This is a genomic window from Pseudomonas sp. MPR-R2A5, assembly GCF_058793055.1.
In genome coordinates, this window is sequence record NZ_JBXAFK010000018.1 from 59,016 (window position 1) to 78,602 (window position 19,587).

The 19,587-nt window shown below is 58.8% G+C and carries 20 protein-coding genes; 10 read left to right on the forward strand and 10 right to left on the reverse strand.

The window, feature by feature from the left end:
• The first annotated feature begins 261 nt into the window (after positions 1 to 261).
• A complete protein-coding gene (locus AC1Q6I_RS14815; RefSeq protein WP_102623608.1) occupies positions 262 to 1,650 on the forward strand; it encodes an aminotransferase-like domain-containing protein in 1,389 nt (462 codons plus the stop codon).
• Here the strand turns inward: AC1Q6I_RS14815 and panB are convergent.
• The gene (gene panB, locus AC1Q6I_RS14820; RefSeq protein ID WP_024076575.1) at positions 1,638 to 2,453 is read right to left on the reverse strand and encodes a 3-methyl-2-oxobutanoate hydroxymethyltransferase; all 816 of its coding nucleotides are present in this window, start codon (positions 2,451 to 2,453) and stop codon (positions 1,638 to 1,640) included. The two genes, AC1Q6I_RS14815 and panB, sit on opposite strands and share 13 nt — an antisense overlap.
• A gap of 165 nt (positions 2,454 to 2,618) precedes the next feature.
• Between panB and AC1Q6I_RS14825 the strand changes: the two genes are divergently transcribed.
• Positions 2,619 to 2,780: a DUF2986 domain-containing protein gene (locus AC1Q6I_RS14825; protein WP_024076576.1), complete on the forward strand. Its 162-nt coding sequence runs from the start codon at positions 2,619 to 2,621 to the stop codon at positions 2,778 to 2,780.
• Between the two features lies 1 nt (position 2,781).
• Here the strand turns inward: AC1Q6I_RS14825 and AC1Q6I_RS14830 are convergent, their stop codons facing one another.
• Positions 2,782 to 3,993, reverse strand: coding sequence for a YeeE/YedE family protein (locus tag AC1Q6I_RS14830; protein ID WP_024076577.1), 1,212 nt, complete (start codon positions 3,991 to 3,993; stop codon positions 2,782 to 2,784).
• 80 nt (positions 3,994 to 4,073) lie between these two features.
• Here AC1Q6I_RS14830 and AC1Q6I_RS14835 point away from each other — a divergent pair, with 80 nt between their 5' ends.
• The 4 genes from AC1Q6I_RS14835 to AC1Q6I_RS14850 all read left to right on the forward strand — a co-directional run bounded on the left by AC1Q6I_RS14835 (position 4,074) and on the right by AC1Q6I_RS14850 (position 6,763).
• Positions 4,074 to 5,291, forward strand: coding sequence for an MFS transporter (locus AC1Q6I_RS14835; protein ID WP_102623607.1), 1,218 nt, complete (start codon positions 4,074 to 4,076; stop codon positions 5,289 to 5,291).
• A 75-nt stretch (positions 5,292 to 5,366) separates the two neighbouring features.
• Entirely contained in the window at positions 5,367 to 5,642 is a 276-nt protein-coding gene (locus AC1Q6I_RS14840; protein WP_024076579.1) for a metal/formaldehyde-sensitive transcriptional repressor, read from the forward strand.
• The gene (dmeF, locus tag AC1Q6I_RS14845) at positions 5,639 to 6,550 is read left to right on the forward strand and encodes a CDF family Co(II)/Ni(II) efflux transporter DmeF (RefSeq protein ID WP_069076157.1); all 912 of its coding nucleotides are present in this window, start codon (positions 5,639 to 5,641) and stop codon (positions 6,548 to 6,550) included. Before AC1Q6I_RS14840 ends, dmeF begins: the two co-directional genes overlap by 4 nt.
• 33 nt (positions 6,551 to 6,583) lie before the next feature.
• Positions 6,584 to 6,763 (forward strand): DUF1289 domain-containing protein, encoded by a 180-nt coding sequence (locus AC1Q6I_RS14850; RefSeq protein ID WP_024076581.1) that lies wholly within the window; start codon positions 6,584 to 6,586, stop codon positions 6,761 to 6,763.
• A 26-nt stretch (positions 6,764 to 6,789) separates the two neighbouring features.
• Here the strand turns inward: AC1Q6I_RS14850 and AC1Q6I_RS14855 are convergent, their stop codons facing one another.
• Positions 6,790 to 7,587: a DNA/RNA non-specific endonuclease gene (locus AC1Q6I_RS14855; protein ID WP_024076582.1), complete on the reverse strand. Its 798-nt coding sequence runs from the start codon at positions 7,585 to 7,587 to the stop codon at positions 6,790 to 6,792.
• Between the two features lie 138 nt (positions 7,588 to 7,725).
• Positions 7,726 to 8,937, reverse strand: coding sequence for an MFS transporter (locus AC1Q6I_RS14860; protein ID WP_069076155.1), 1,212 nt, complete (start codon positions 8,935 to 8,937; stop codon positions 7,726 to 7,728).
• A gap of 122 nt (positions 8,938 to 9,059) precedes the next feature.
• Between AC1Q6I_RS14860 and AC1Q6I_RS14865 the strand changes: the two genes are divergently transcribed.
• Positions 9,060 to 9,710, forward strand: coding sequence for a TetR/AcrR family transcriptional regulator (locus tag AC1Q6I_RS14865; RefSeq protein WP_102623606.1), 651 nt, complete (start codon positions 9,060 to 9,062; stop codon positions 9,708 to 9,710).
• Positions 9,711 to 9,781: 71 nt separating this feature from the next.
• Here AC1Q6I_RS14865 and AC1Q6I_RS14870 read toward each other — a convergent pair whose 3' ends face one another.
• Positions 9,782 to 10,837: an NAD(P)-dependent oxidoreductase gene (locus tag AC1Q6I_RS14870; RefSeq protein WP_024076585.1), complete on the reverse strand. Its 1,056-nt coding sequence runs from the start codon at positions 10,835 to 10,837 to the stop codon at positions 9,782 to 9,784.
• A gap of 149 nt (positions 10,838 to 10,986) precedes the next feature.
• The gene (locus AC1Q6I_RS14875) at positions 10,987 to 11,883 is read right to left on the reverse strand and encodes a LysR family transcriptional regulator (RefSeq protein ID WP_069076154.1); all 897 of its coding nucleotides are present in this window, start codon (positions 11,881 to 11,883) and stop codon (positions 10,987 to 10,989) included.
• 122 nt (positions 11,884 to 12,005) lie between these two features.
• Here AC1Q6I_RS14875 and AC1Q6I_RS14880 point away from each other — a divergent pair, with 122 nt between their 5' ends.
• The 3 genes from AC1Q6I_RS14880 (at position 12,006) to AC1Q6I_RS14890 (ending at position 15,261) form a co-directional block, all read left to right on the forward strand.
• Positions 12,006 to 12,668, forward strand: a complete 663-nt coding sequence (locus AC1Q6I_RS14880; RefSeq protein WP_069076153.1) for an RraA family protein — start codon at positions 12,006 to 12,008, stop codon at positions 12,666 to 12,668.
• Between the two features lie 11 nt (positions 12,669 to 12,679).
• The gene (locus tag AC1Q6I_RS14885) at positions 12,680 to 13,888 is read left to right on the forward strand and encodes a pyridoxal phosphate-dependent aminotransferase (RefSeq protein WP_102623605.1); all 1,209 of its coding nucleotides are present in this window, start codon (positions 12,680 to 12,682) and stop codon (positions 13,886 to 13,888) included.
• 95 nt (positions 13,889 to 13,983) lie between these two features.
• Positions 13,984 to 15,261, forward strand: a complete 1,278-nt coding sequence (locus tag AC1Q6I_RS14890) for a cation:dicarboxylate symporter family transporter (RefSeq protein WP_102623604.1) — start codon at positions 13,984 to 13,986, stop codon at positions 15,259 to 15,261.
• 290 nt (positions 15,262 to 15,551) lie between these two features.
• On the opposite strand, the gene AC1Q6I_RS14895 is transcribed toward AC1Q6I_RS14890, so the two are convergent.
• From AC1Q6I_RS14895 to AC1Q6I_RS14910, 4 genes are all read right to left on the reverse strand, one after another.
• The gene (locus AC1Q6I_RS14895; RefSeq protein WP_024076590.1) at positions 15,552 to 16,010 is read right to left on the reverse strand and encodes an Hsp20 family protein; all 459 of its coding nucleotides are present in this window, start codon (positions 16,008 to 16,010) and stop codon (positions 15,552 to 15,554) included.
• A 1,954-nt stretch (positions 16,011 to 17,964) separates the two neighbouring features.
• Complete coding sequence (locus tag AC1Q6I_RS14900) at positions 17,965 to 18,345, reverse strand: hypothetical protein (protein WP_143036972.1); 381 nt, start codon at positions 18,343 to 18,345, stop codon at positions 17,965 to 17,967.
• Between the two features lie 8 nt (positions 18,346 to 18,353).
• Complete coding sequence (locus AC1Q6I_RS14905; protein WP_143036971.1) at positions 18,354 to 18,767, reverse strand: CdiA C-terminal domain-containing protein; 414 nt, start codon at positions 18,765 to 18,767, stop codon at positions 18,354 to 18,356.
• 99 nt (positions 18,768 to 18,866) lie between these two features.
• Positions 18,867 to 19,319 carry a hypothetical protein gene (locus tag AC1Q6I_RS14910; protein ID WP_024076595.1) on the reverse strand — a complete coding sequence of 151 codons (453 nt, stop codon included), beginning with the start codon at positions 19,317 to 19,319 and terminating at the stop codon, positions 18,867 to 18,869.
• Positions 19,320 to 19,587: the final 268 nt, after the last annotated feature.

Genomic DNA, 19,587 nt, shown 5'->3' on the forward strand with positions numbered 1-19,587 from the left:
CGACGCCGATTGCTCCCACGCCGCCACGTGCCTGTCAGCCGGCATGTCGCACCCATGCACGATAGTGCAGGTTTTTTCGGCATGGGAGCGCGGCGACGTTGGCCTTGACGGCAGCCAGTCACGTGGCCGGTATGGCGAGGGTATAGGGCTTGATCGTGGGCATCTGCGTTAAGTTTCCGTATTCCATCGCCTTGCGTGATACTGGACCGGCCCCACATCCGAAGTCTTCCCGTAATCGCAGGTCGAGCGGCTCAAAGGATCATGGATAAACCTAAAGACGCCTCTTTTGCCTATCAGTCGGTGTACCGCTACCTCGTCGAATGGATCGAAGCCAGCCCTTCCCAAGGCGAACGCAAACTGCCGTCCCTGCGCCATTTGGCCCAACGCCTGGGCGTGTCGGTGTCGACAACCAAGTACGCTTACTCGCTGCTTGAGGATCAAGAACGGATCTACGCCAAACCCAAGTCCGGTTACTTCACCCGGTGGATACCGGCGCCTTTATCGACTGAACACTCGCCCAACCTGCTCGACCAGGTGTTCGCCAACGCGCGCCAGCCCGGCATGTTGGCCCTGAGCAGCGACGCCCCGGCGATGCTGCTGTCGCTGGAAAACCCTTTACTGATGATAGAGCGCGAAATAGCCCGCCAGTACCCGCGCTCACTCACGCCGCTGTACCTGCCATTCGGCGAGCCCGAGTTGCGCACGGCGTTGGCCGAGCGTTACACCTGCTCCACAGCCCCTTACTGGCAGGCCGAACAGGTGTATATCGGTTCAGACCTGCACACTGTGCTGGACGTGTCACTCAGCGCCCTCGAACTGCGAGGTACGGTGGCGCTGGTGGAGTCGCCGTGTTCGTGGGCGATCCTGCGCCAGTTGCAGGCGGCGAATATCCGCGTGATCGAAGTGCCCCTCGGAGCAGACGGGCGCTTCAACATGCCGGCCTTCCATGAATTGCTCAAACAGGAGCCGATTCGCCTGGCAGTGCTGTCATCGACGGTCAACATACCCCAGGGTGGCGTGGTACCGGCGCAAGACAAGCAGCAGGTCTGCCGCTGGCTGGCAGAGCGGGATATCTGGTTGTTCGAGAATGACACCTACGGCGAGCTGTATTTCGAACCTCGGCCCGCGCGCTATCGCGACTATGCCGACCCGCAAAGACTGGTGGTGTTTTCAACCTTCGACAAGGTGATCGGCTCGGAAGCGCCCTACGGTTATGTACTGTGTCGCGGGCAGGCGCCGCACTTGCAGCGGCTGTTTATGGAGCGCGGGTTTCGCCTCTCGCCGATCCGCCAGAAGGCGATCGCCAAACTGCTTACCTCCAAGCGTCTCGACCAGCACTTGGTGATGCTGCGGGCGGCGTTGCTGGAGCGCATGACGCGCATGAAAGCCCTGCTGGAAGCGCTCGGCGAATGGCAAGTGGTCGAGCCGAGTGGGGGTGCGAGTTTCTGGTTGCAGACCCGTCGCACGGTCGACATGCGCTGGGTATTCGAGCACCTGCTGGCCCAGCGCATCGTCATCGCTCCTGGAGAACTATTCAGCCAGCAAGGTACCTGGAAGCAGTCTCTGCGCCTGAGCTACACCCTCGACTGGAGCAAGGATATCGCCCAGGCTGTGAGGCAGCTGGCCCAGGCAATTCGTCAAAGCCCGTAACAGTGCCGAGCTTCTGGGAAGCGACCGTGGCGCACGTCTTCGGCAAACCGCTCGCACGCATCACGAATCACCGCGCTGACATCCGCATACTGTTTGACAAAACGCGGCAGGTGCTCGCCGCCCAGTCCCAGCACGTCTTCGGTGACCAGTACCTGGCCGTCGCAGGCGGGCGAAGCGCCGATGCCAATGGTGGGCATGGCCGAGTCCAAGGTGATCTGGCGTGCCACGCCTTCGGCCACCCCTTCCAGCAACAGGCTGAAGGCGCCCGCCTGCAGGCTGGCACGGGCATCGTTGCTGACCACTGCTGCGGTCTGGGCCGTGAGGCCCTGGGCCTTGAACCCACCCATCACGTTGACGAACTGTGGCATCAGCCCCACGTGGGCCATCACCGGAATACCGCGTGCCACCAAGAACTCAACCGTGCCTGCCAGCGCTTGGTTGGCCTCCAGCTTCACAGCATCGCAGCCGGTACGCGCCAGTACCTGGGCGCAATTGCGAAAGGCCTGTTCGTTGGATTCCTGATAACTGCCAAATGGCATATCGGCGATGACACACGCCAACCGCGTGCTGTCGACCACGGCGCGGGTGTGGCCGATGATTTCTTCGAGCTGCATGCTCAAGGTCGAAGCCCGGCCATAGCCGACCATGGCCGTGGAGTCACCGACCAGGATGAAATCCACGAGCGGGTCGATCAGCTTGGCGATGGAACTGGTGTACGCCGTGAGGGAGACGATTTTCTGCCGGCCTTTCATGGCGACCAGTTGGGGCACGGTCAATCGTTTGGTACGGGTGTGGAGGCTCATCTTTTCTTCCCTATGCCGTTCAATACTCGGGGGATTGCAGGGCCCGATTATTGGCGAAAGGAAAGGCGATTCAATGCACAGATCGGCGTGAAAAAGCGACCCAGGGAACGGCCGCGGTTTTTAAGCTGGTATCATCCCGAGCCTGTACCAACCGGGTAAGACGACATGAACCGCCAGAAAAAACTGCAGCAGCTATTCAAGGCCAAGGCGAAAAAGGCCAGTGCCAAATTGGCGCCGAAAAGCAAAGACAGATACATCAGCAAAGCAGAGCGGGAAAAGCTGGCGGCTGAAGCCGCTCAGGCGCCAGACATTTCCCCTGAACGTTGACTCAGCAACCGCTCAACGCCACCTGCGGCCGCTCACCGGCAAAGAAAAACGGCCGCAAGCGCACACCCACGCTATTGCCGATAAACGCCGCCACCAGCCAAACCCAGCCATGCAGGCTGCCCGAGGCGATACCGCTGAAGTACGCGCCGATATTGCAGCCGTAGGCCAGGCGTGAGCCGTAGCCGAGCAACAGGCCACCGATCACCGCCGCTACCAGTGAGCGTGCCGGGATGTTCAGGCTGGGAGCGAAACGCCCGGCCAGGCCGGCCGCCAGCAGCGCACCGAGGACGATGCCGATGTCCATGACGCTGGTGATGTCTTCCCACACTGGCGCGGCCAGGGCCTTGGCGTTGCCAGGCATTTGCCAGAACGCCCAACTGGCCACATCCACCCCCAGCCCGCTCGCCGCCTTGGCCCCCCACAACGCGAACGCCGACGTAATGCCCCACGGCCGCCCGGCCAGGGCCAACGTTGCGTAGTTGAGCAGCGCCAGGCCAATCGCGCCCCAGACCAGCGGCCACGGCCCGCGCAGGAAGCGGCGCAGCCCTGGGTGTTCGCTGGTCACGCCCGCTTCAAGCTGACCATGACGGGCTTTTTCCAGCCGCACAGTCACCACCGCGATGAGCGCAAATACCGCCAGGCTCATGAGCAAGGCCGGCACCACGCCGAAGCTTTTGACGATGGACGTCGCGGGGAACGCAGGCAGCGCAAACCACCAGTCCACATGGTGCGTAGCTATCAACGAACCGCAAATGAAGAAGAACAACGTCACCAACATGCGCGCATTGCCGCCGCCCACGGTGAACAGAGTGCCCGACGCACAACCGCCGCCCAGTTGCATGCCAATGCCGAAGATAAATGCGCCAAACACCACCGACACCCCGACCGGCGCCACCAGCCCGACCACCGGTTGCCCGAACAACGTGCCTGCCCCCAATGCCGGGAAGAACAGCAGCACCGCCACCGCCAACATCACCATCTGCGCGCGCAGGCCGGCGCCACGCCGATCATTGATAAATACGCGCCAGGCCGAGGTGAAGCCGAACGCCGCGTGATAGAGGGTCAAGCCCAGCGCCGCGCCGACCACCAGCAACAGCATCTGGCGCACGCCGACGGTGTTTTGCAGGAATACGGCGCCCACCAGCAGGATGATAAACGCCACCAGGGGCGCAAGCGGTTTGCGCGCAGGGGTCAGGGAAAGAGAGGTGCTCATGGGGATCTCGGTTCGGGTGAAGTTGGACGATTGCGAGGGGGCGAGTATAAACCCAGGGGCGGCTTATCTTTGGAGTATTCATGAGTTTGCTCAGAACCTTCCGCTCCCTGCGCAGCGTCAACTACCGCATCTGGGCGGCGGGTGCACTGGTCTCCAATATCGGCACCTGGATGCAGCGCACCGCCCAGGACTGGCTGGTACTGACCCAGCTCACCCCGCATAACGCGGCCGCCGTCGGCATCGTCATGTCGTTGCAGTTCGGGCCGCAGTTGCTCTTGCTGCCCTGGACCGGCTTCGCCGCCGACCACTATGACCAACGCAAGTTACTGATCGTCACCCAGGCGGTCATGGGCATGCTGGCGCTGACGCTGGGGGTGTTCACCATCACCGGTTTTGTCGAACTGTGGCATGTGTATGTGTTCGCGTTTTTGTCCGGTTGCGCCTCGGCTTTCGATGCACCGGTGCGACAGATCTTCGTCGCGGAGCTGGTGGGTGAGAAGGATTTGTCCAATGCGATCGCGCTCAATTCCACCTCGTTCAACATGGCGCGCCTGATCGGCCCGGCCGTAGCGGGCTTGACCATCGCATCGGTAGGCACCGGATGGGCGTTCCTGCTCAATGGCACGAGCTTTTTTGCGGTGCTGGCTTCGCTGTTTTTCCTGCGGGTGTCCGGCCAGCCGGTGAAGGTGCGAGCGCTGCGCTCCAAGGGCAGCCTGACCGAAGGGCTGCGCTATGTGTGGGCACGACCGGACTTAAAGGCGATCCTGCTGATGCTGTTCCTGATCGGCACCTTCGGCATGAACTTCCCGATTTTCATCTCGACCATGGCAGTCAGCGTGTTCCATGCCGATGCCCGCGCCTACGGCCTGCTGAGCTCGACCCTGGCCATCGGCACGATCGCCGGCGCCCTGCTCGCCGCCGGCCGCGAACGCCCGCAGTTCAAGTCGCTGCTCACGGGTGCAGCAGTGTTCGGCGCGGGCTGCACGCTGGCAGCCCTGGCCCCGAACTACTGGTTGTTTGCCGTGGCGCTGGTGATTATCGGCGTGGGTGCGATGACCTTCAGCAACACCACCAACAGCCTGATGCAGCTGAGCACCGACCCCGCCATGCGCGGCCGCGTGATCGCCCTGCGCGTGGGCGTCGCCCTGGGCGGCACGCCGATTGGGGCGCCCATCGTCGGTTGGGTCGCCGACCACCTGGGCCCGCGCTGGGCGCTGGGGGTGGGCGCGTTATCCGGTGTGCTGGCGGTGGGCGTGGCGCTGTATACCCTAAGGCGCCAGTTGCACCGGCCGAAGTAGCGTTGCAACAGCCTTCTTGTATAGGGGGGTGGGGTATGCAATGATCCGCCGCATTATAGGTAGGGAGGGTATGCCGTGGGTCATCTAGCCGCAAACAAAGACAGCCTGATCAAACGCGTCAAACGCATCGCCGGGCAGATTCAGGCGCTGGAAAAAGCGCTGGAGTCAGACGCCGACTGCGCCAAGACACTGCACCTGGTGGCCGCCACGCGCGGTGCTATCAACGGTTTGATGGAAGAGATCATCGAGGACCACGCCAGGGCGCATGTGGCTGACCCGTCACTGAGTACAGAGGCGCGCAACCAGGGCGTCGAAGAATTGCTTGAAGCCATTCGGCGCTACTCCAAATGACCCTCACGAATAGCCAGGCACACGAGCATGTCTTCCTGGGGGCTGCCCACGACGAGAACGCCCGGCGCACGCTGTGGGTGGTGATACTGACCGTGGTGATGATGGTGGCGGAAATTGCCGCTGGCGCCCTGACCGGTTCCATGGCCCTGCTGGCCGACGGTTTTCATATGGCCACCCATGCGGGCGCATTGGGCATTGCGGCGGCGGCCTATGCCTACGCCAAGCGCCATGCGAACAGCCCTCGCTACAGCTTTGGCACCGGCAAAGTGGGTGACCTGGGCGGCTTCGCCTCGGCGCTGATCCTGGCGCTGGTCGCCCTGGGCATCGGTATCGAATCGTTCATGCGCCTGCTCCAGCCGACCGAAGTGCAATTTGGTACGGCGACCCTGATTGCTATCGTCGGGCTGGTGGTCAATATCGTCAGTGCGTTGCTGTTGGGCCATGGGCATAGCCACGGCCATGACCATGATCACGACCATCACCACCACGGCCACGATAACAACCTCAGGTCAGCCTACATCCACGTGCTTGCCGATGCGTTGACCTCCGTGCTGGCGATCGCCGCATTGCTGGCGGGTCGGTACCTGGGTTGGGTATGGCTGGACCCGGTGATGGGCATCGTCGGCGCCATCGTGATTGCGCGCTGGGCCTGGAGCCTGATGGGCGTGACCGCCGGCGTGTTGCTGGACCAGACCGACGAACACGTCGCCGCCGAGATCCGCGAGCGGGTGGAGCAACCCGGCGATGCAACGATTACCGACCTGCACGTCTGGCAGGTCGGGCCCGGTGTGCATGCGGCCATCGTCAGCGTGGTCGGCCAACCGACAGCGGATGCCGAGAGCATTCGCCTGCGCCTCAAGCCGGTCCATGAAGTGAGCCACCTCACGGTTGAATTTCGTGCCGCGTAGCGGCGCCCCTTGACGGTATCCCCAGGTGAAATTTTGGCTAAAGAAATCGAAAACCCGTGTGTCTCGACCTGCCAGTTGAGTGGCGAGTTGTGCGTCAGCTGCGGGCGGACCAAGGACGACATCCGTAAATGGAAACGGATGAAACGCCCCGAGAAAATGGCCGCCGTACAGCGAGCGACAGCGCGCTTGAAGGCGTTGAAAAAAGGCAAGTAACGCTGGGCGTATCGCTCAACCCAGCATCACGTACGCCCCACCGAACCCGTCACCGGCAGGTTGCCGAGTAATTTGAGCCCGGTACTCTTCACGAAGGTGTCGTAGTCCATCGGTTTCTGGATACGGGTTTCGGCATTGGGCAACACGTAGGCCCAGGCGCGTTTGCTTGAGGCGTCGTACACCAACTTGAACAGGCGCGTCGGCACCCAGACCTTGTTGTCGCCGATGGTGCTGTAGCCCGCATCGAACAGCGGCCCGGTGAACACATACACGTCGCCGCCCGCGCGCTTGGCAAACTTGCGCACATCCGCTTCGACCTTGCTCCAGATCTTGCGGTTGTTGGTAGGGTCTTGCGGCACCATGTTCGACAGCGCGAAAGACTGTGCCATGGCATGGGCATTCGGCGCGTCGGCGGCTGGGGATTGGTGGCCACGGTCCATCGCCGGGTGCTGGCTGCGGTAGTCGCTCAACTCGGCGCGCCCACCTTTGGGAATGCGTGGGTCGGGGTAGAACTGGTTGGTGCGCTCCTCGCCTTTGGCGTCGATCAACTGGGCGGCATTCAGGCGCTCGACCACCACCAGCGGGGTCTTGCTGGTTTGCGAATAGAGCACCGCGAAGTGGTCGGAACAGAGGGCCATTGGCCTCATGCTGGCTGGCACCGTGGCCGTGTTGATCGGTGTCGCGGCGGGGAAGAGTTCGGCGCAACCGTCAAACGAGATACGTTGCTGCGTGGACGTGTAGGGGTTTGCCGGGCCGCGAGCGTCTACGGCGGTAGAGACTAAAACGAGGGCTGCCAGCCCGACTGCAATGTTGCGTAGGTACATGCTTTAGATCTTAAGGTGAGGGTAAACGGATGAGCGCGAATGATCGCGCGGGGCGTATGGACCCTGATAAATCCGTTTGGTGCCGCAGGCTTACCGATCTTGTCGCGCTCCGCTCCCCTATCGCGCTCACCCGAAGGTTCAGTGAGACACTATTGCAACGCCGGACCGTCGCCCAGGCTTGAAGCCGTGGTCACGCGCGCCCCACGCGATCCCCAGCGCCACGCCGATCAACACCAGCATCGCCCACGGAAATGCCCCCACGCCCCAGCGATCGAGTAATACGCCACCCACCACACCGCTGGCGGCAATGGCGCTGTTCCACGCCACGACGTTCAGCGACAACGCCACATCGGCGCCATCGCCCGCCGCGTCGGCCAGAGCCGTTTGCAGCAAAGTGGCGGCACCGCCGAAGCTCAGGCCCCACACGGCGACGCCAAGGTAGATCACTTCAGGCACGTTGCCCAATACGCCAAACACCAGCGCAATCGCGGCAAACACCACCAGGCTGACCAACACCGTCTGGCGCAATAACGGCTCGACCAGCTTGGCCGTCAGCCAGATCCCCACCAATGCCGCAATGCCGAATACCAGCAACACCAGGTCCACCCGCGCGGCCAAGCCTGCCCGCGCCACGAACGGGGCGATGTAGGTATAGAGAACGTTGTGGGCGAGCATCCAGCTGATCACCACCGCCAGTACCGGCCTGACCCCTGGCGTGGTGAGGACCTTGCGCAACGGCAGGCGTTGGTGCGCGGGCTGTGGCGCATAGTCCGGGACTTTCACCAGCACCCAAGCGATCAACACCAGGGTCAGTACCGACATCAGGCCAAAGGTGGTACGCCAGCCGACCAGGCCGCCAAGCCAGGTGCCCAGCGGTACACCCAGTGACAGCGCAATCGGGGTACCCACCATCGCCAGCGCCAGCGCCCTCCCCTGTTGATGGGGCGCGACCATGCGCCGGGCGTAACCGGCCAGCAGGCTCCAGGCCAACCCCGCGGCGACCCCGGCGAAGAAACGCGCCACCAGCGTCACACCGTAATGGGACGACAATGCCGTGATGGAATTGAACAGCAGGAAGCCGACGATGGTCAGCAGCAGCACATTGCGGCGGCGCCAACCACGGGTGGCTATGGTCATGGGGATCACCGCCAGCACCGAGCCCAGCGCATAGGCGGTGACCATCTGCCCGGCCATGGACGGGGAAATCCCCAGGCCATCGCCGATCAACGGCAACAGCCCGGCCGGCAGGGTTTCGGTGACGATGCAGATGAAACCGGTCATGGCCAGCGCGAGCAAGGCGCCGATAGGCAGGCGTTCAGAAGACGCGGATACGCAGAGTGAGGGGGTCACGGGAAACTCCTTGAGGCAACTTAGATACTGATCGATACAAATGTTGCAGGCAGCTGTCGCACGTTGTCAACGACTTATGTATCGACTAGTATTTATCTGGTCTGCCAAGGGAGTTTTATGAAATGGCACAAATGGGCCGTCCCCGTACCTTCGACCGTGACCACGCCGTGGAACAAGCCATGTACCTGTTCTGGCAGCATGGCTACGACGCCACGTCCCTCGCCCAGCTCAAGGCCGGCCTGGGCGGCGGTATCTCCGCACCGAGTTTTTATGCCGCATTCGGCTCCAAGGAAGCGCTGTTCGATGAGTGCGTGCAGCGCTATCTGGCAACCTACGCTCAAGTGACCGAATGCCTATGGGATGAAAGCCTGCTGCCGCGCAAAGCCATCGAGACCGCATTGCGCCAATCCGCGCGCATGCAGTGTGAAGACGGGCATCCCAAGGGGTGCATGGTGGCATTGGGCGTGATGAGCGCACCAAGCCCGGAGAATGCGCGGGTGGCGGATGCATTGACCCAGTCCCGTATGAGAACGCGGGCAGGGATCGTGGCGTGTGTCGAACGTGGAATAAGCTCAGGGCAACTGCCGGATACGATTGCCGCGGTGTCGATGGCGGCGGTGTTTGACAGTTTCTTGCAGGGCATTTCGATATTGGCGCGGGACAACGTGCCCCACGCAACCATCGATGCCGCCATCAGCCACATCCTGCTGACGTGGGACATTGCCGCCGCTACCGCACCGCCCATCCGTGCGACCGCTGCACAGCAGCCCTAGCCCATCCGGAAGCGCTTGCTACAACTCAGGGCGTTGAGGCGTTCATCAAGAGAGCGCTTTGCGTCCTGTGGTCAATGTGCGTTCGCAGCCAGGCTGAGCGCGTGGATCTTGTCGACGATCTGCCGTGAAGCCTTGCGGATTGCCTTCGTCGTGTTGCCGGCGATATGGGGTGTCAGTTGGGCGTTGCGAATGCCAGCCAGCGGCGAGTTGAAGCGGTCTTTTTCCTGGGCGAAGGTATCGATGGCGACCGCTTTTATATGCCTGGGAAATGCCGTCATGAAGCTTGCCAACTGGGCTTCGTCGACAATGTCACCACGAGCGGTGTTGATCAGTATCGAACCTTGGCGCATCTGTCTGAACTCGGTAAGGCCGAACAGGCCTCGGGTGAGCGGTGTCAGCGGTACGTGGATCGAGACCACATCGGCCTCCCCCAACAATTGCTCGAGGGTTTCTCGTCGCTCAAGCCCAAGGCTGCGCGCGACCTGCTCCGTAAAGCGCTCTGAACCGGTGGCGATGACCCGGATCCCCAGCGATCCGGCCTTGCGCGCGACCTCTTGAGCAATGCTGCCAGTGCCGACCACGCCTAACGTGAGTTCGCAGAACTCAAGGCTGGGCGCCAAAGTGCCCTTGGACCAGCGACCACTGTGCGTCTCGGCGTTGTAGTGATCCAGGTCCCTGGATAAAAACAATGTCTGGGCCACCACGTATTCGGCCACAGCTACCGCGTTGGAGGCCGGCGTGTTCAGTATCGTCACGCCACACCGTTCAGCCTCTTGCCGGTCGATATGGTTAACGCCTGAACCGGCCTGGGCGATGGCGCGCAGTGGCGTTGGCAGGGTCGGTGATGCAGCGGCGCGGATCAGTTTGCTCTCAATGGGAATATTCAGGCGCGTCTTGAACACGCTATACCCCCCGGCCTCAGTCACGGCGTCGATGAAAGCTTGCCTGTCGTGGCCATTGATCTCGGTGTATCGGATGCGCTCGCCGTAGTGCTTGCGGATACTGTTTTTATCCGTGAAATAGTAGAGATTCAGGGTGACGACCAAGCCCAACTCAAGGAATCGGTCGACTTCCTCGAATAGCAACGGCGGGCCGGGTGCATCCAGTATCAGGGTGGTGAATGCCATGCATTTTGGTCTTCTTGGCTGATAGAGGCTGGGTTCATGCGCCTTCAAGTATGAAGTTGAACTGACTACATCCAGGCTTGAATTAATCATGACCCTGTTTTTCGACAAAGGACCCTTTTGGAATAAAAAGCGCAGTGTGTGCACTTACGCTAAAACAACAACCGCGAAAAATCACAGCACCCCTGCGCCATCCGCGCCACGTCCTGGTTCAAGCCGAATTGGCGGTCCACCCGGTGCAATGCCACGTACTGGATACTCGGCAACTCCGGCTGCGTGACCAGCGCGCGTAATGCGCCGTGCTCGATCAGATGGGACAAACACGCCTTGGGCAAATAACTCACGCCGATCCCCGACAACGCCAAGCCCACCTGCACCAGCAGGTTATGGCTGGTGAGGGTCCGCGGCATCTGCACGTTGTGCGCGGCCAGCCAACGCTCGTAGATTAAGCCGGTGCCCGACTGCGAACCCTGGGTCAGAACGGTGTAATCGGCCAGCACTTCCAGGCTTACAGGGTCGGGCTGGGGGATCAGGCCTGGCGCGCAGATCCAGGCGTTTTCTACGCATTGCAGCGCCGTGCTGTGAAAGCGCGGGTCGCTGTAGACGTCCGGCACGATGACCAAGTCGAGTTGGTCGCTTTCCAGCTTGCGAAACAGTTCGCTGCTCAGTTCCACTGACGGCTCGATCTGCACCTTGGGGTAGGCCTGACGCAGCGCATCCACCAGCGCCGGCAGCCAGGTCAATGCGGTGAGTTCGGTGACGCCGAGGCGAAAACGGCGCACCAGCACTTCGCGGGCGCTGACCCGTTCGAGCAGTTGGTCGCGGCTGTTGAGCAGGTCGCGGGCGTAGTCAAGCAGCTCACCGCCCTTCTCCGTCAGCCGGGCGTTGCGCTTGCTGCGGTCAAAAATCTCGACGTCAAAGGTGTCTTCCAACTCCTGGATGCGCTTGGAGATGGCCGACTGAGACATGTTCAGCTTGTTCGCCGCCGCTTCAAAGCTGCCGAGTTCGGCAATCCAGTACAGCGCATCGATTTGCTTGAAGGTGATCATCGCGGCCAATTCATGAGAAAAAGCGATGCTATCACATCATAAAATATCGCTAAAACTCTTCGATCATCACTCCTAAGATCCAGCCATAGCCCATCGCTATCTAACAATTCTGGAGATTTGCCATGTCCTTGCCCGGTTCACGCATCCTTCCCAACGCGCCCATGGCCCCGGCCGAACTGGTCGAGGCGTTTGGCCAAGTCGTCACGCCGCATATCAGCGACAACCTCGGCCGTCATATCGGCGCCCGTGGCCTGACGCGCTACAACCGCAGCGGCAAGCTGGTGGGCACGGCGATCACGGTCAAGACCCGTCCCGGCGACAACCTGCTGATCTACAAGGCCATGAGCATGCTGCAACCGGGCCATGTGCTGGTGGTGGACGGCCAGGGCGACACCAATAACGCGGTGATCGGTGAACTGGTCAAGCTCTACGCCCAGCAGCGTGGTTGCGTGGGGTTTGTGATTGACGGCGCGATTCGCGATGTCGCCAGCTTCGAGGACACCCCGTGCTACGCCCGCGCCGTGGTGCACACCGGCCCGTACAAGACCGGCCCCGGCGAAGTGAACGTGCCGGTGTCTATCGGCGGCATGGTGATCAACCCCGGCGACCTGCTGGTGGGTGATGAAGACGGCCTGGTCGCGTTCTCCCAGGCCGACGCCGCCGAAGTACTGCGCCGCGCCGCGCAACATGCCGAGCACGAAGAAGCGGTCAAAGCAGAAATTGCCAGCGGTGCAGTGCGCCAGAGCTGGATCGACAAGGCCCTCAACAATGCCGGCCTGGTATGAAGGAGTCCGAGATGAGCACTGCATTTTTGTCGGACCGTATCCTGGGCATTGCGCCCTCCCCCAGCATTGCCGCCAACGCCCTGGTCACCGAGTTGCGCGCCCAGGGCCGCGACATCGTTAACTTCACCGTGGGCGAGCCGGACTTCGACACCCCGGCGCATATTCTTGAGGCCGCCAGCTTGGCGATGCACAGCGGTGATACCCATTACACCGCCACCACCGGCACCCTTGCCCTGCGCCAGGCCATCTGCCTGAAACTGCAGCGAGATAATGATGTGGTGTATGGCCTGGACGAAGTCGTCGCCGGTTGCGGCGGCAAGCACATCATTTATCACGCGTTGGCCGCCACCTTGAATCGCGGCGATGAAGTCATCGTGCACACGCCGTATTGGGTCTCATACCCGGACATCGCACGGCTCAACGATGCCACACCGGTGATCATCCCGGGCGATGAAAGCCTGGGTTTCAAGCTGTCGCCCGCCGCGCTCGAACAGGCGATCACCCCACACACCAAATGGATGATCCTCAACAGCCCGAACAACCCCAGCGGCGCGGTGTACAGCGAAGCCGAGCTGCTGGCCCTGGCGCAGGTTTTGCGTCGTCATCCCCATGTGCTGGTCATGGCCGATGAGATCTACGAACACTTCGTCTACGGCGACGCCCGGCATGTGCCGTTGACACGCCTGGCGCCCGATCTCAAGCCACGCACGCTGATCGTCAACGGCGCGTCCAAGGGCTATGCGATGACCGGTTGGCGCCTGGGCTTTGGTGCGGGGCCGGCCTGGTTGATCGCGGCCATCGCCAAGTTGCTGTCACAGACCACCACCTGCCCCAGCTCGTTGAGCCAGGCGGCAGCGGTGGCCGCGTTTGCGGGTGATCAAGCACCTATCGCCGGCATGCGCGAGGAATACCAGCAACGCCGCGCGCGCATTCTGGCGCTGCTTGAGGGCATCCCCGAATTGAGCATTACACCACCGGATGGCGCGTTTTATGTATTCGCCAACGTCAGCGGCCTGATGGGCAAGCTCACCCCCCAAGGCGATCGCCTCGACAGCGACACCCAACTGGTGGACTACCTATTGCGCGACTACGGCCTGGCCACCGTCAGCGGCGCGGCCTACGGCATGTCGCCGTATGTGCGCCTGTCGTTCGCAAGCTCGCTGGACGTGATCGAAGAAGGGTGCCGTCGCCTCAAAGACGCATGCAACGACCTGCGCTGACGGCCACCCGTAACACCCGGCGACCAGCGGACGGCCGCCTTTTGACTGCCTAGAACAACAACTTAAAAATCATTGATCTCAAATGAGGCACTCCCATGCACACGCCCCGCATCGCGCTGGTCTGGCAAATCATGATCGGCTTGCTCGCCGGTATCGCCATTGGTGCCCTGCTGCACCGCTTTCCCGAATCCCGGCCGTGGCTGGTGGACAATGTCCTGCAACCGGCGGGCGATATCTTTATCAAGCTGATGAAAATGATCGTGGTGCCCATCGTGTTTTCCTGCATGGTGGTGGGCATTGCCGGGCACGGTGACGGCAAATCCCTGGGCCGTATCGGGGTCAAATCCCTGAGCTATTTTTTCTGCATCACCACCCTGGCGATCATCATCGGCCTGGTCATGGGCAACCTGCTCAAGCCCGGCGCTGGCACTGAACTGTCCAGCCTGCACGCGGCGAATATCACCCTGCCCACCAGCAACGGCGCCGGTCATAGCCTGGGGCAGATCATCGTCGGCATCATCCCCGACAACGTGGTCAACGCCATGGCCCAGGGCAGCCTGTTGTCGGTGCTGTTTTTTGCGGTGATGTTCGGCCTGGGCGTGGCGCGCTTGCCCGCCGAGCGCAAAGACCCGGTCATCGCGCTGTTGCGTGGCGTCAGCGACGCGATGTTCAAGGTCACCTCGATGATCATGGCCTACTCGCCCATCGGCGTGTTCGGCATGATCGCCGTGACGGTGGCCAACTTCGGCTTCAGCTCGTTGCTGCCGCTGGCCAAGCTGATCATGGTCAGCTATGTGGCCATCGCGTTCTTTGTGCTGGTGGTGCTCAACCTGGTAGCGCGCGTTTGCGGGATCAACCTGTTCGCGCTGATGCGCCATATCAAGGATGAACTGGTACTGGCCTTCTCCACCGCCAGCTCGGCGGCGGTGATGCCGCAATTGATGAAGAAACTCGAAACCTACGGCGTACCGCCTTCACTGGTGAGCTTTGTGGTACCGGTGGGTTACTCGTTCAACCTCGACGGCGCTTCACTGTTCCTCGGCATCGGTACCCTGTTCGTCGCGCAGTTGTACGGCATTGATTTGAGCCTGGGCGATCAGGCCTTGCTGGTGGTGACCATGGTGCTCACCTCCAAGGGTGCGGCCGGGGTACCGGGGTTCATGTTCGTGATTCTCTCGGCCACCCTGGCCAGTGCCGGTTTGCCGTTGGAAGGCATCGCGTTTATCGCCGGGGTGTACCGTTTGATGGAGATGCCGACCACGGCGCTGAATGTGCTGGGCAATGCGTTGGCGCCGTTGGTGATTGCCAAGTGGGAGGGGCGTGAGGGGCGGGCTGGGCAGCAGCAGAAAGCGCAAAATGTGCAGATGGAATGAAGCGACTGCTGTGCTTCTGTGGTAAGCGGGCCTGTTGTGGCGAGCGGGCTTGCCCCGCGTTGGGCTGCGAAGCAGCGCCAATAAAGGCACTGAGATTTTCCGATTAGAACTCATAGGCTGATTTTGGGGCCGCTTCGCGTCCCAACGGGAGCAAGGTCCCTCGCCCCAGGTACAGTGTTCGCCCTTGACTGACTGGCATCGGGGCAAGTCCGCTCATACAAAAGCGCCACATTTTGACCTCGCCACATCGAATAAAAGCGCTCCGAAGAGCGCCTTTATTCATTCCAGCCTTATTGCTCGCTGATGGATTTCACCTCAGCCTTGGCAGCACCGCCAATCGCAATGCGCTTAGGCTTGGCTTCCTCGGGCACGATCCTGAGCAGATCGATGCTCAGCAAACCATTGGCGAGCTGTGCGCCCTGCACTTCAATATGGTCAACCAGGCGGAACGACAGGCGGAACGCGCGCTGGGCGATGCCTTGGTGCAGGTAAGTGATGCCCTCATCGTGTTCCCGCTTGCCGCCGGCGACGGTCAACACGCCTTTCTCCACCTGAATATCCAGGTCGTCCTCCACCAAGCCTGCTGCCGCGATCACGATCCGATAATGATCGTCACCGTGCTTTTCGACGTTGTGTGGCGGATAGGTGGTACCGGCCTCGCTGCGAAGCGCCGATTCGAACAGGTCGTTGAAACGGTCAAAGCCCACGGAATGACGGAACAGTGGGGCCAAGGAAAGAGTAGTAGCCATTGCAAAATCTCCTGAGTTTTCTCCAAGTGATTTGATACGCGACCCGCATTCGGCATCGCGTAATCCCTAGGTAGGTTCAGGCGGAAAAATTTCAAGCGTCACCCTAAAAAAATTTTTCCGTGCGTTTTTGGGCTGCTGGCACGCCGGGTGTTCGTCAAATTCAAGGCGAAAAAAAGCCTGCATCGCTGCAGGCTTTTTCCTATCTGGCTTCACGACCTGGACTCGAACCAGGGACCGAGTGATTGACAGTCATTTGCTGGCTGTTAGGCGCGTCGGGGCCACGACGAAATGTGGCGCAGAGATAGGGTTGCTGCATAGCGTGGGTCGCATGAATGCGTCACGCCAGGAAAGTTAGTCGGGTTGGGTGGGCTTGTCAAAGCTGGAGAAGTCAATAAATTGTAGGAAAAGGCGACACTCTTAGTCAGAGACAGTTTAGTCCTCAATGATCGCCTTTCATCAATACGCTTATATAAAGTTGCTCCACTTATTGAGAAACGACACTCAACTCTAAATTTAGTAAAAATAAATTATGCGGCTTCGCTTATTAATACTTACTGGCATAATTTTCGCCTTTCCAAAACTTCTGTTACTTTGATTAACCAGCCAGCACCCCAGACAGCTGTTTAAGAATATTCCTTTCTATCCATCTTACCGCGCTGGGATTTACGGCCTCTACACGCCTTGAGCAAATACAGCACCCAAACCCTCACCGCCACTAGAACGGCATAGGCTAAAGCACCTTTAACCAAACCAAAAACATCAACTCCCCCTCCCAATTGCCACTCTTAAAATAATGTACAACAACGGCGAAAAACGCCCCTAAAAACCCTAAAAAAACAAATAATCCCACACAATAGAGTATTAGAAGCAAAAACAGTTTACCTTGGACTTTCGCCAGTCATTACTTGCCTCCCAATGCGTTAATTTGTCCATTCACCACCTTCGGCAGAAAAGATCCGGAGGTATTGCCGACAGTCTCAGCCGCCCCACCTATTATCGGTATCAATTGCCCCGCAACCAACTTTCCGCTTTTGAATCCCACCACACCACCGACAGCGGTTACCCAGAGTGGGTATGTTGCATCTTCTCTTTTAATATAACTCCTCACCGCTTAAGCTAGTGCCCAATGTAACCCCCAAGACTTCTGTCTTGGGTCGCTATTCCAACGCCCGTGCAACGGATAAATCGACATAATCCATAAGTTTTCCCGCCATCAGTTGATAGTTGAAATTCGCTCCACCGGAAATTTATCCCCCCACAGCCACGTCGGTAAGTCCAACAACGGGGCTTCAACGGCTACCAGCGGAACTCCAGCCATCATTGACAAAGCTTGTATCAATGCGTTTGCAGGCGTCCATCCGTCATAGCCAGCCCCACCTTTTCCCCCAAGCCTTGCTCATAGACACACCACACTAACGTCTAAAGATGATTGATTTCGCGAAGTCCGCATACTTATAAAACCAACTCAACGCAAACAAAATCGAGAATGGCATTCCCAACCATACAAATACCACATCAAACCCCACCTCAAACCCTGCGGAAATAAACAGGACCGGCAACAACGCCAACAAGCATCCTAGGGACAACATGACGACCAAAACACCCGCCCCCATTATCGCCGAGGAAATGAACTTACTTACCGTCACCCTTAGCCTCCTCGTAAAAGCCGTAGCCCTTATAGCCAACTCCGCCGACATATATACCTAGCGCAGTACCAAATGGCGTTTTCGTGCCTAACTGCATACGTTACCTACACACCAGTCTGGACGAACACTACCCGAAGTGCCGTAAGGAACTTCTTGTCCATTTTTATAACTGACTTGTGGGCGAGCTCCAGCACCAAGATCAGCGCCGACATCAATTTCAGATTTTTGGGGTGTGGGACGAACAGGTGTCCCAGTAGAGGCAAGATCATCTACCTTTCCAGCAGCGCCACCAGTTGCTTTTGCACCAACTAATCAACCATGTTTCTCAGAAAACTAATACCAAACTCATCACGAATCACATACAAGCTTTCGTACTGAAAAGAAAGAACAAATTTAAAATCCGTCTCTATCGACAGCTTCGTAAGGAAAGACTTAATATCCTCAGAACTCTCCAGCAAATATTTTATAGGACAATGAAACGCTCCACTCATACCTGCTTTCCAATCAACATCAACCCCTTCAGCAGCAACGTCCTCAGGAGTACTAAAGCAACGAAATACAAAATAAACACCTGAATATTTAAAGTTACCTGTTAGATAACCACTTTCAATTGCGTGCTCAGCCCCCATCACTGAGAGCACTGAAGCAATTTCTTCAAAGGAAACTCCAACTTCAATCTCAAGATTCATTGTAATTGTCACTTCGCAGCCCCTATCACCCTAAATTCCCCGCCCTTCATCAAATAAAGCTTTTTCAAACCTTCGACAGGATTCGAGCGCAGTGCACTTTCTATCTGATCAAAGGTCAATGGAGAGTCAGCCAAATTCACAACAATATTGCTAGCCTGAGTCTCAACTTTACCGGTTATTGTTTTCAGCACTGAAATTGGGCTATTGGTGATTGGCGAGAAAACATCAGCTAGTTCACCATTAATCCGCAAATCAGGGTTGGCTCCTTTTTTCCCAGAATTTGCCAACTGCTCAACATCATATCCAGCTTGAGCAAGCCCCTTCGAAGCTTCATTTTGACGCTCAATTGATCGAATCATGTCCGGACTTGCATTTTTTGGTGGCAGCTCAGGCTCTCCCTTCAAAGAACCTATCTTTGCCAATCCACTGGTTCCAGCCTCAGCGTCTGTTATAGCACTCGTCGCATTCAGATTACTCGCTGGCCCTCCTTTTGCACCAACATGCGACTAAAACCGATAGAGTTAACGCCTATCCTTTTCCGGCAACCAGCCCTCTTCAATTCTCTGGACCAATAGAGTGTCGTTCCATGTTCCACGTATAGGAAACTTCCGCTGCTCTTCTGTAATTTCGCCAACTTTCCATTCTTTCTCCCCGTTCCAAAACCACCAAGCATCGACACGCCCAGTTGAAGGGTCCACTACTCCAGCACGGAAAGTTGGGGTCTCCTTAGAGTGCGTTGGAACAGTACAACTATTAGCTTTTTGGATAATTCCTTGCTTCAGAGCTGCCGAGGCAGGAAAAAAAATCCAGAAATTTGTTTTTTCCTCTACCAAGACATCCAAATCTGGTTCGTCATGATACGTACCTGGCAAGACACGGATTAAAGAACCCATAGGAGGGATTTTTTTCACAAACTGGAAATATGCTTTTCCACTCGTAGTTGCGATGGCAAATACATCTCCAATTTTGATCATTATTTAAACCCTGGATATCCAATTGATTTCAAAAGAGCGGCACCTCTAGCGAGAGACTCCGCATAAATCGGATTAGCTGTGGAGATACTGTTGATCTTATTGATCAATGAGCCGCCATCTTTACCTAAGTCGTTGTATTCGATCAACACTTGCTCAACTGCCCTTGCATCACTGCGAGATATATTCTGAAGACCTGGTATTGCATCAATTTCAATGCCTTTCTGGGATAAGTGTGCCGCTGACCGCGCCTCAAGATTATCGGTAATAC

Bases quoted from the DNA above. Each gene is read 5' to 3' on its own strand.
- AC1Q6I_RS14815 (WP_102623608.1), top strand. From the start codon at position 262: ATGGATAAACCTAAAGACGCCTCTTTTGCCTATCAGTCGGTGTACCGC.
- panB (WP_024076575.1), bottom strand. From the start codon at position 2,453: ATGAGCCTCCACACCCGTACCAAACGATTGACCGTGCCCCAACTGGTC.
- AC1Q6I_RS14825 (WP_024076576.1), top strand. From the start codon at position 2,619: ATGAACCGCCAGAAAAAACTGCAGCAGCTATTCAAGGCCAAGGCGAAA.
- AC1Q6I_RS14830 (WP_024076577.1), bottom strand. From the start codon at position 3,993: ATGAGCACCTCTCTTTCCCTGACCCCTGCGCGCAAACCGCTTGCGCCC.
- AC1Q6I_RS14835 (WP_102623607.1), top strand. From the start codon at position 4,074: ATGAGTTTGCTCAGAACCTTCCGCTCCCTGCGCAGCGTCAACTACCGC.
- dmeF (WP_069076157.1), top strand. From the start codon at position 5,639: ATGACCCTCACGAATAGCCAGGCACACGAGCATGTCTTCCTGGGGGCT.
- AC1Q6I_RS14855 (WP_024076582.1), bottom strand. From the start codon at position 7,587: ATGTACCTACGCAACATTGCAGTCGGGCTGGCAGCCCTCGTTTTAGTC.
- AC1Q6I_RS14865 (WP_102623606.1), top strand. From the start codon at position 9,060: ATGGCACAAATGGGCCGTCCCCGTACCTTCGACCGTGACCACGCCGTG.
- AC1Q6I_RS14870 (WP_024076585.1), bottom strand. From the start codon at position 10,837: ATGGCATTCACCACCCTGATACTGGATGCACCCGGCCCGCCGTTGCTA.
- AC1Q6I_RS14875 (WP_069076154.1), bottom strand. From the start codon at position 11,883: ATGATCACCTTCAAGCAAATCGATGCGCTGTACTGGATTGCCGAACTC.
- AC1Q6I_RS14880 (WP_069076153.1), top strand. From the start codon at position 12,006: ATGTCCTTGCCCGGTTCACGCATCCTTCCCAACGCGCCCATGGCCCCG.
- AC1Q6I_RS14885 (WP_102623605.1), top strand. From the start codon at position 12,680: ATGAGCACTGCATTTTTGTCGGACCGTATCCTGGGCATTGCGCCCTCC.
- AC1Q6I_RS14890 (WP_102623604.1), top strand. From the start codon at position 13,984: ATGCACACGCCCCGCATCGCGCTGGTCTGGCAAATCATGATCGGCTTG.
- AC1Q6I_RS14895 (WP_024076590.1), bottom strand. From the start codon at position 16,010: ATGGCTACTACTCTTTCCTTGGCCCCACTGTTCCGTCATTCCGTGGGC.
- AC1Q6I_RS14900 (WP_143036972.1), bottom strand. From the start codon at position 18,345: ATGAATCTTGAGATTGAAGTTGGAGTTTCCTTTGAAGAAATTGCTTCA.
- AC1Q6I_RS14910 (WP_024076595.1), bottom strand. From the start codon at position 19,319: ATGATCAAAATTGGAGATGTATTTGCCATCGCAACTACGAGTGGAAAA.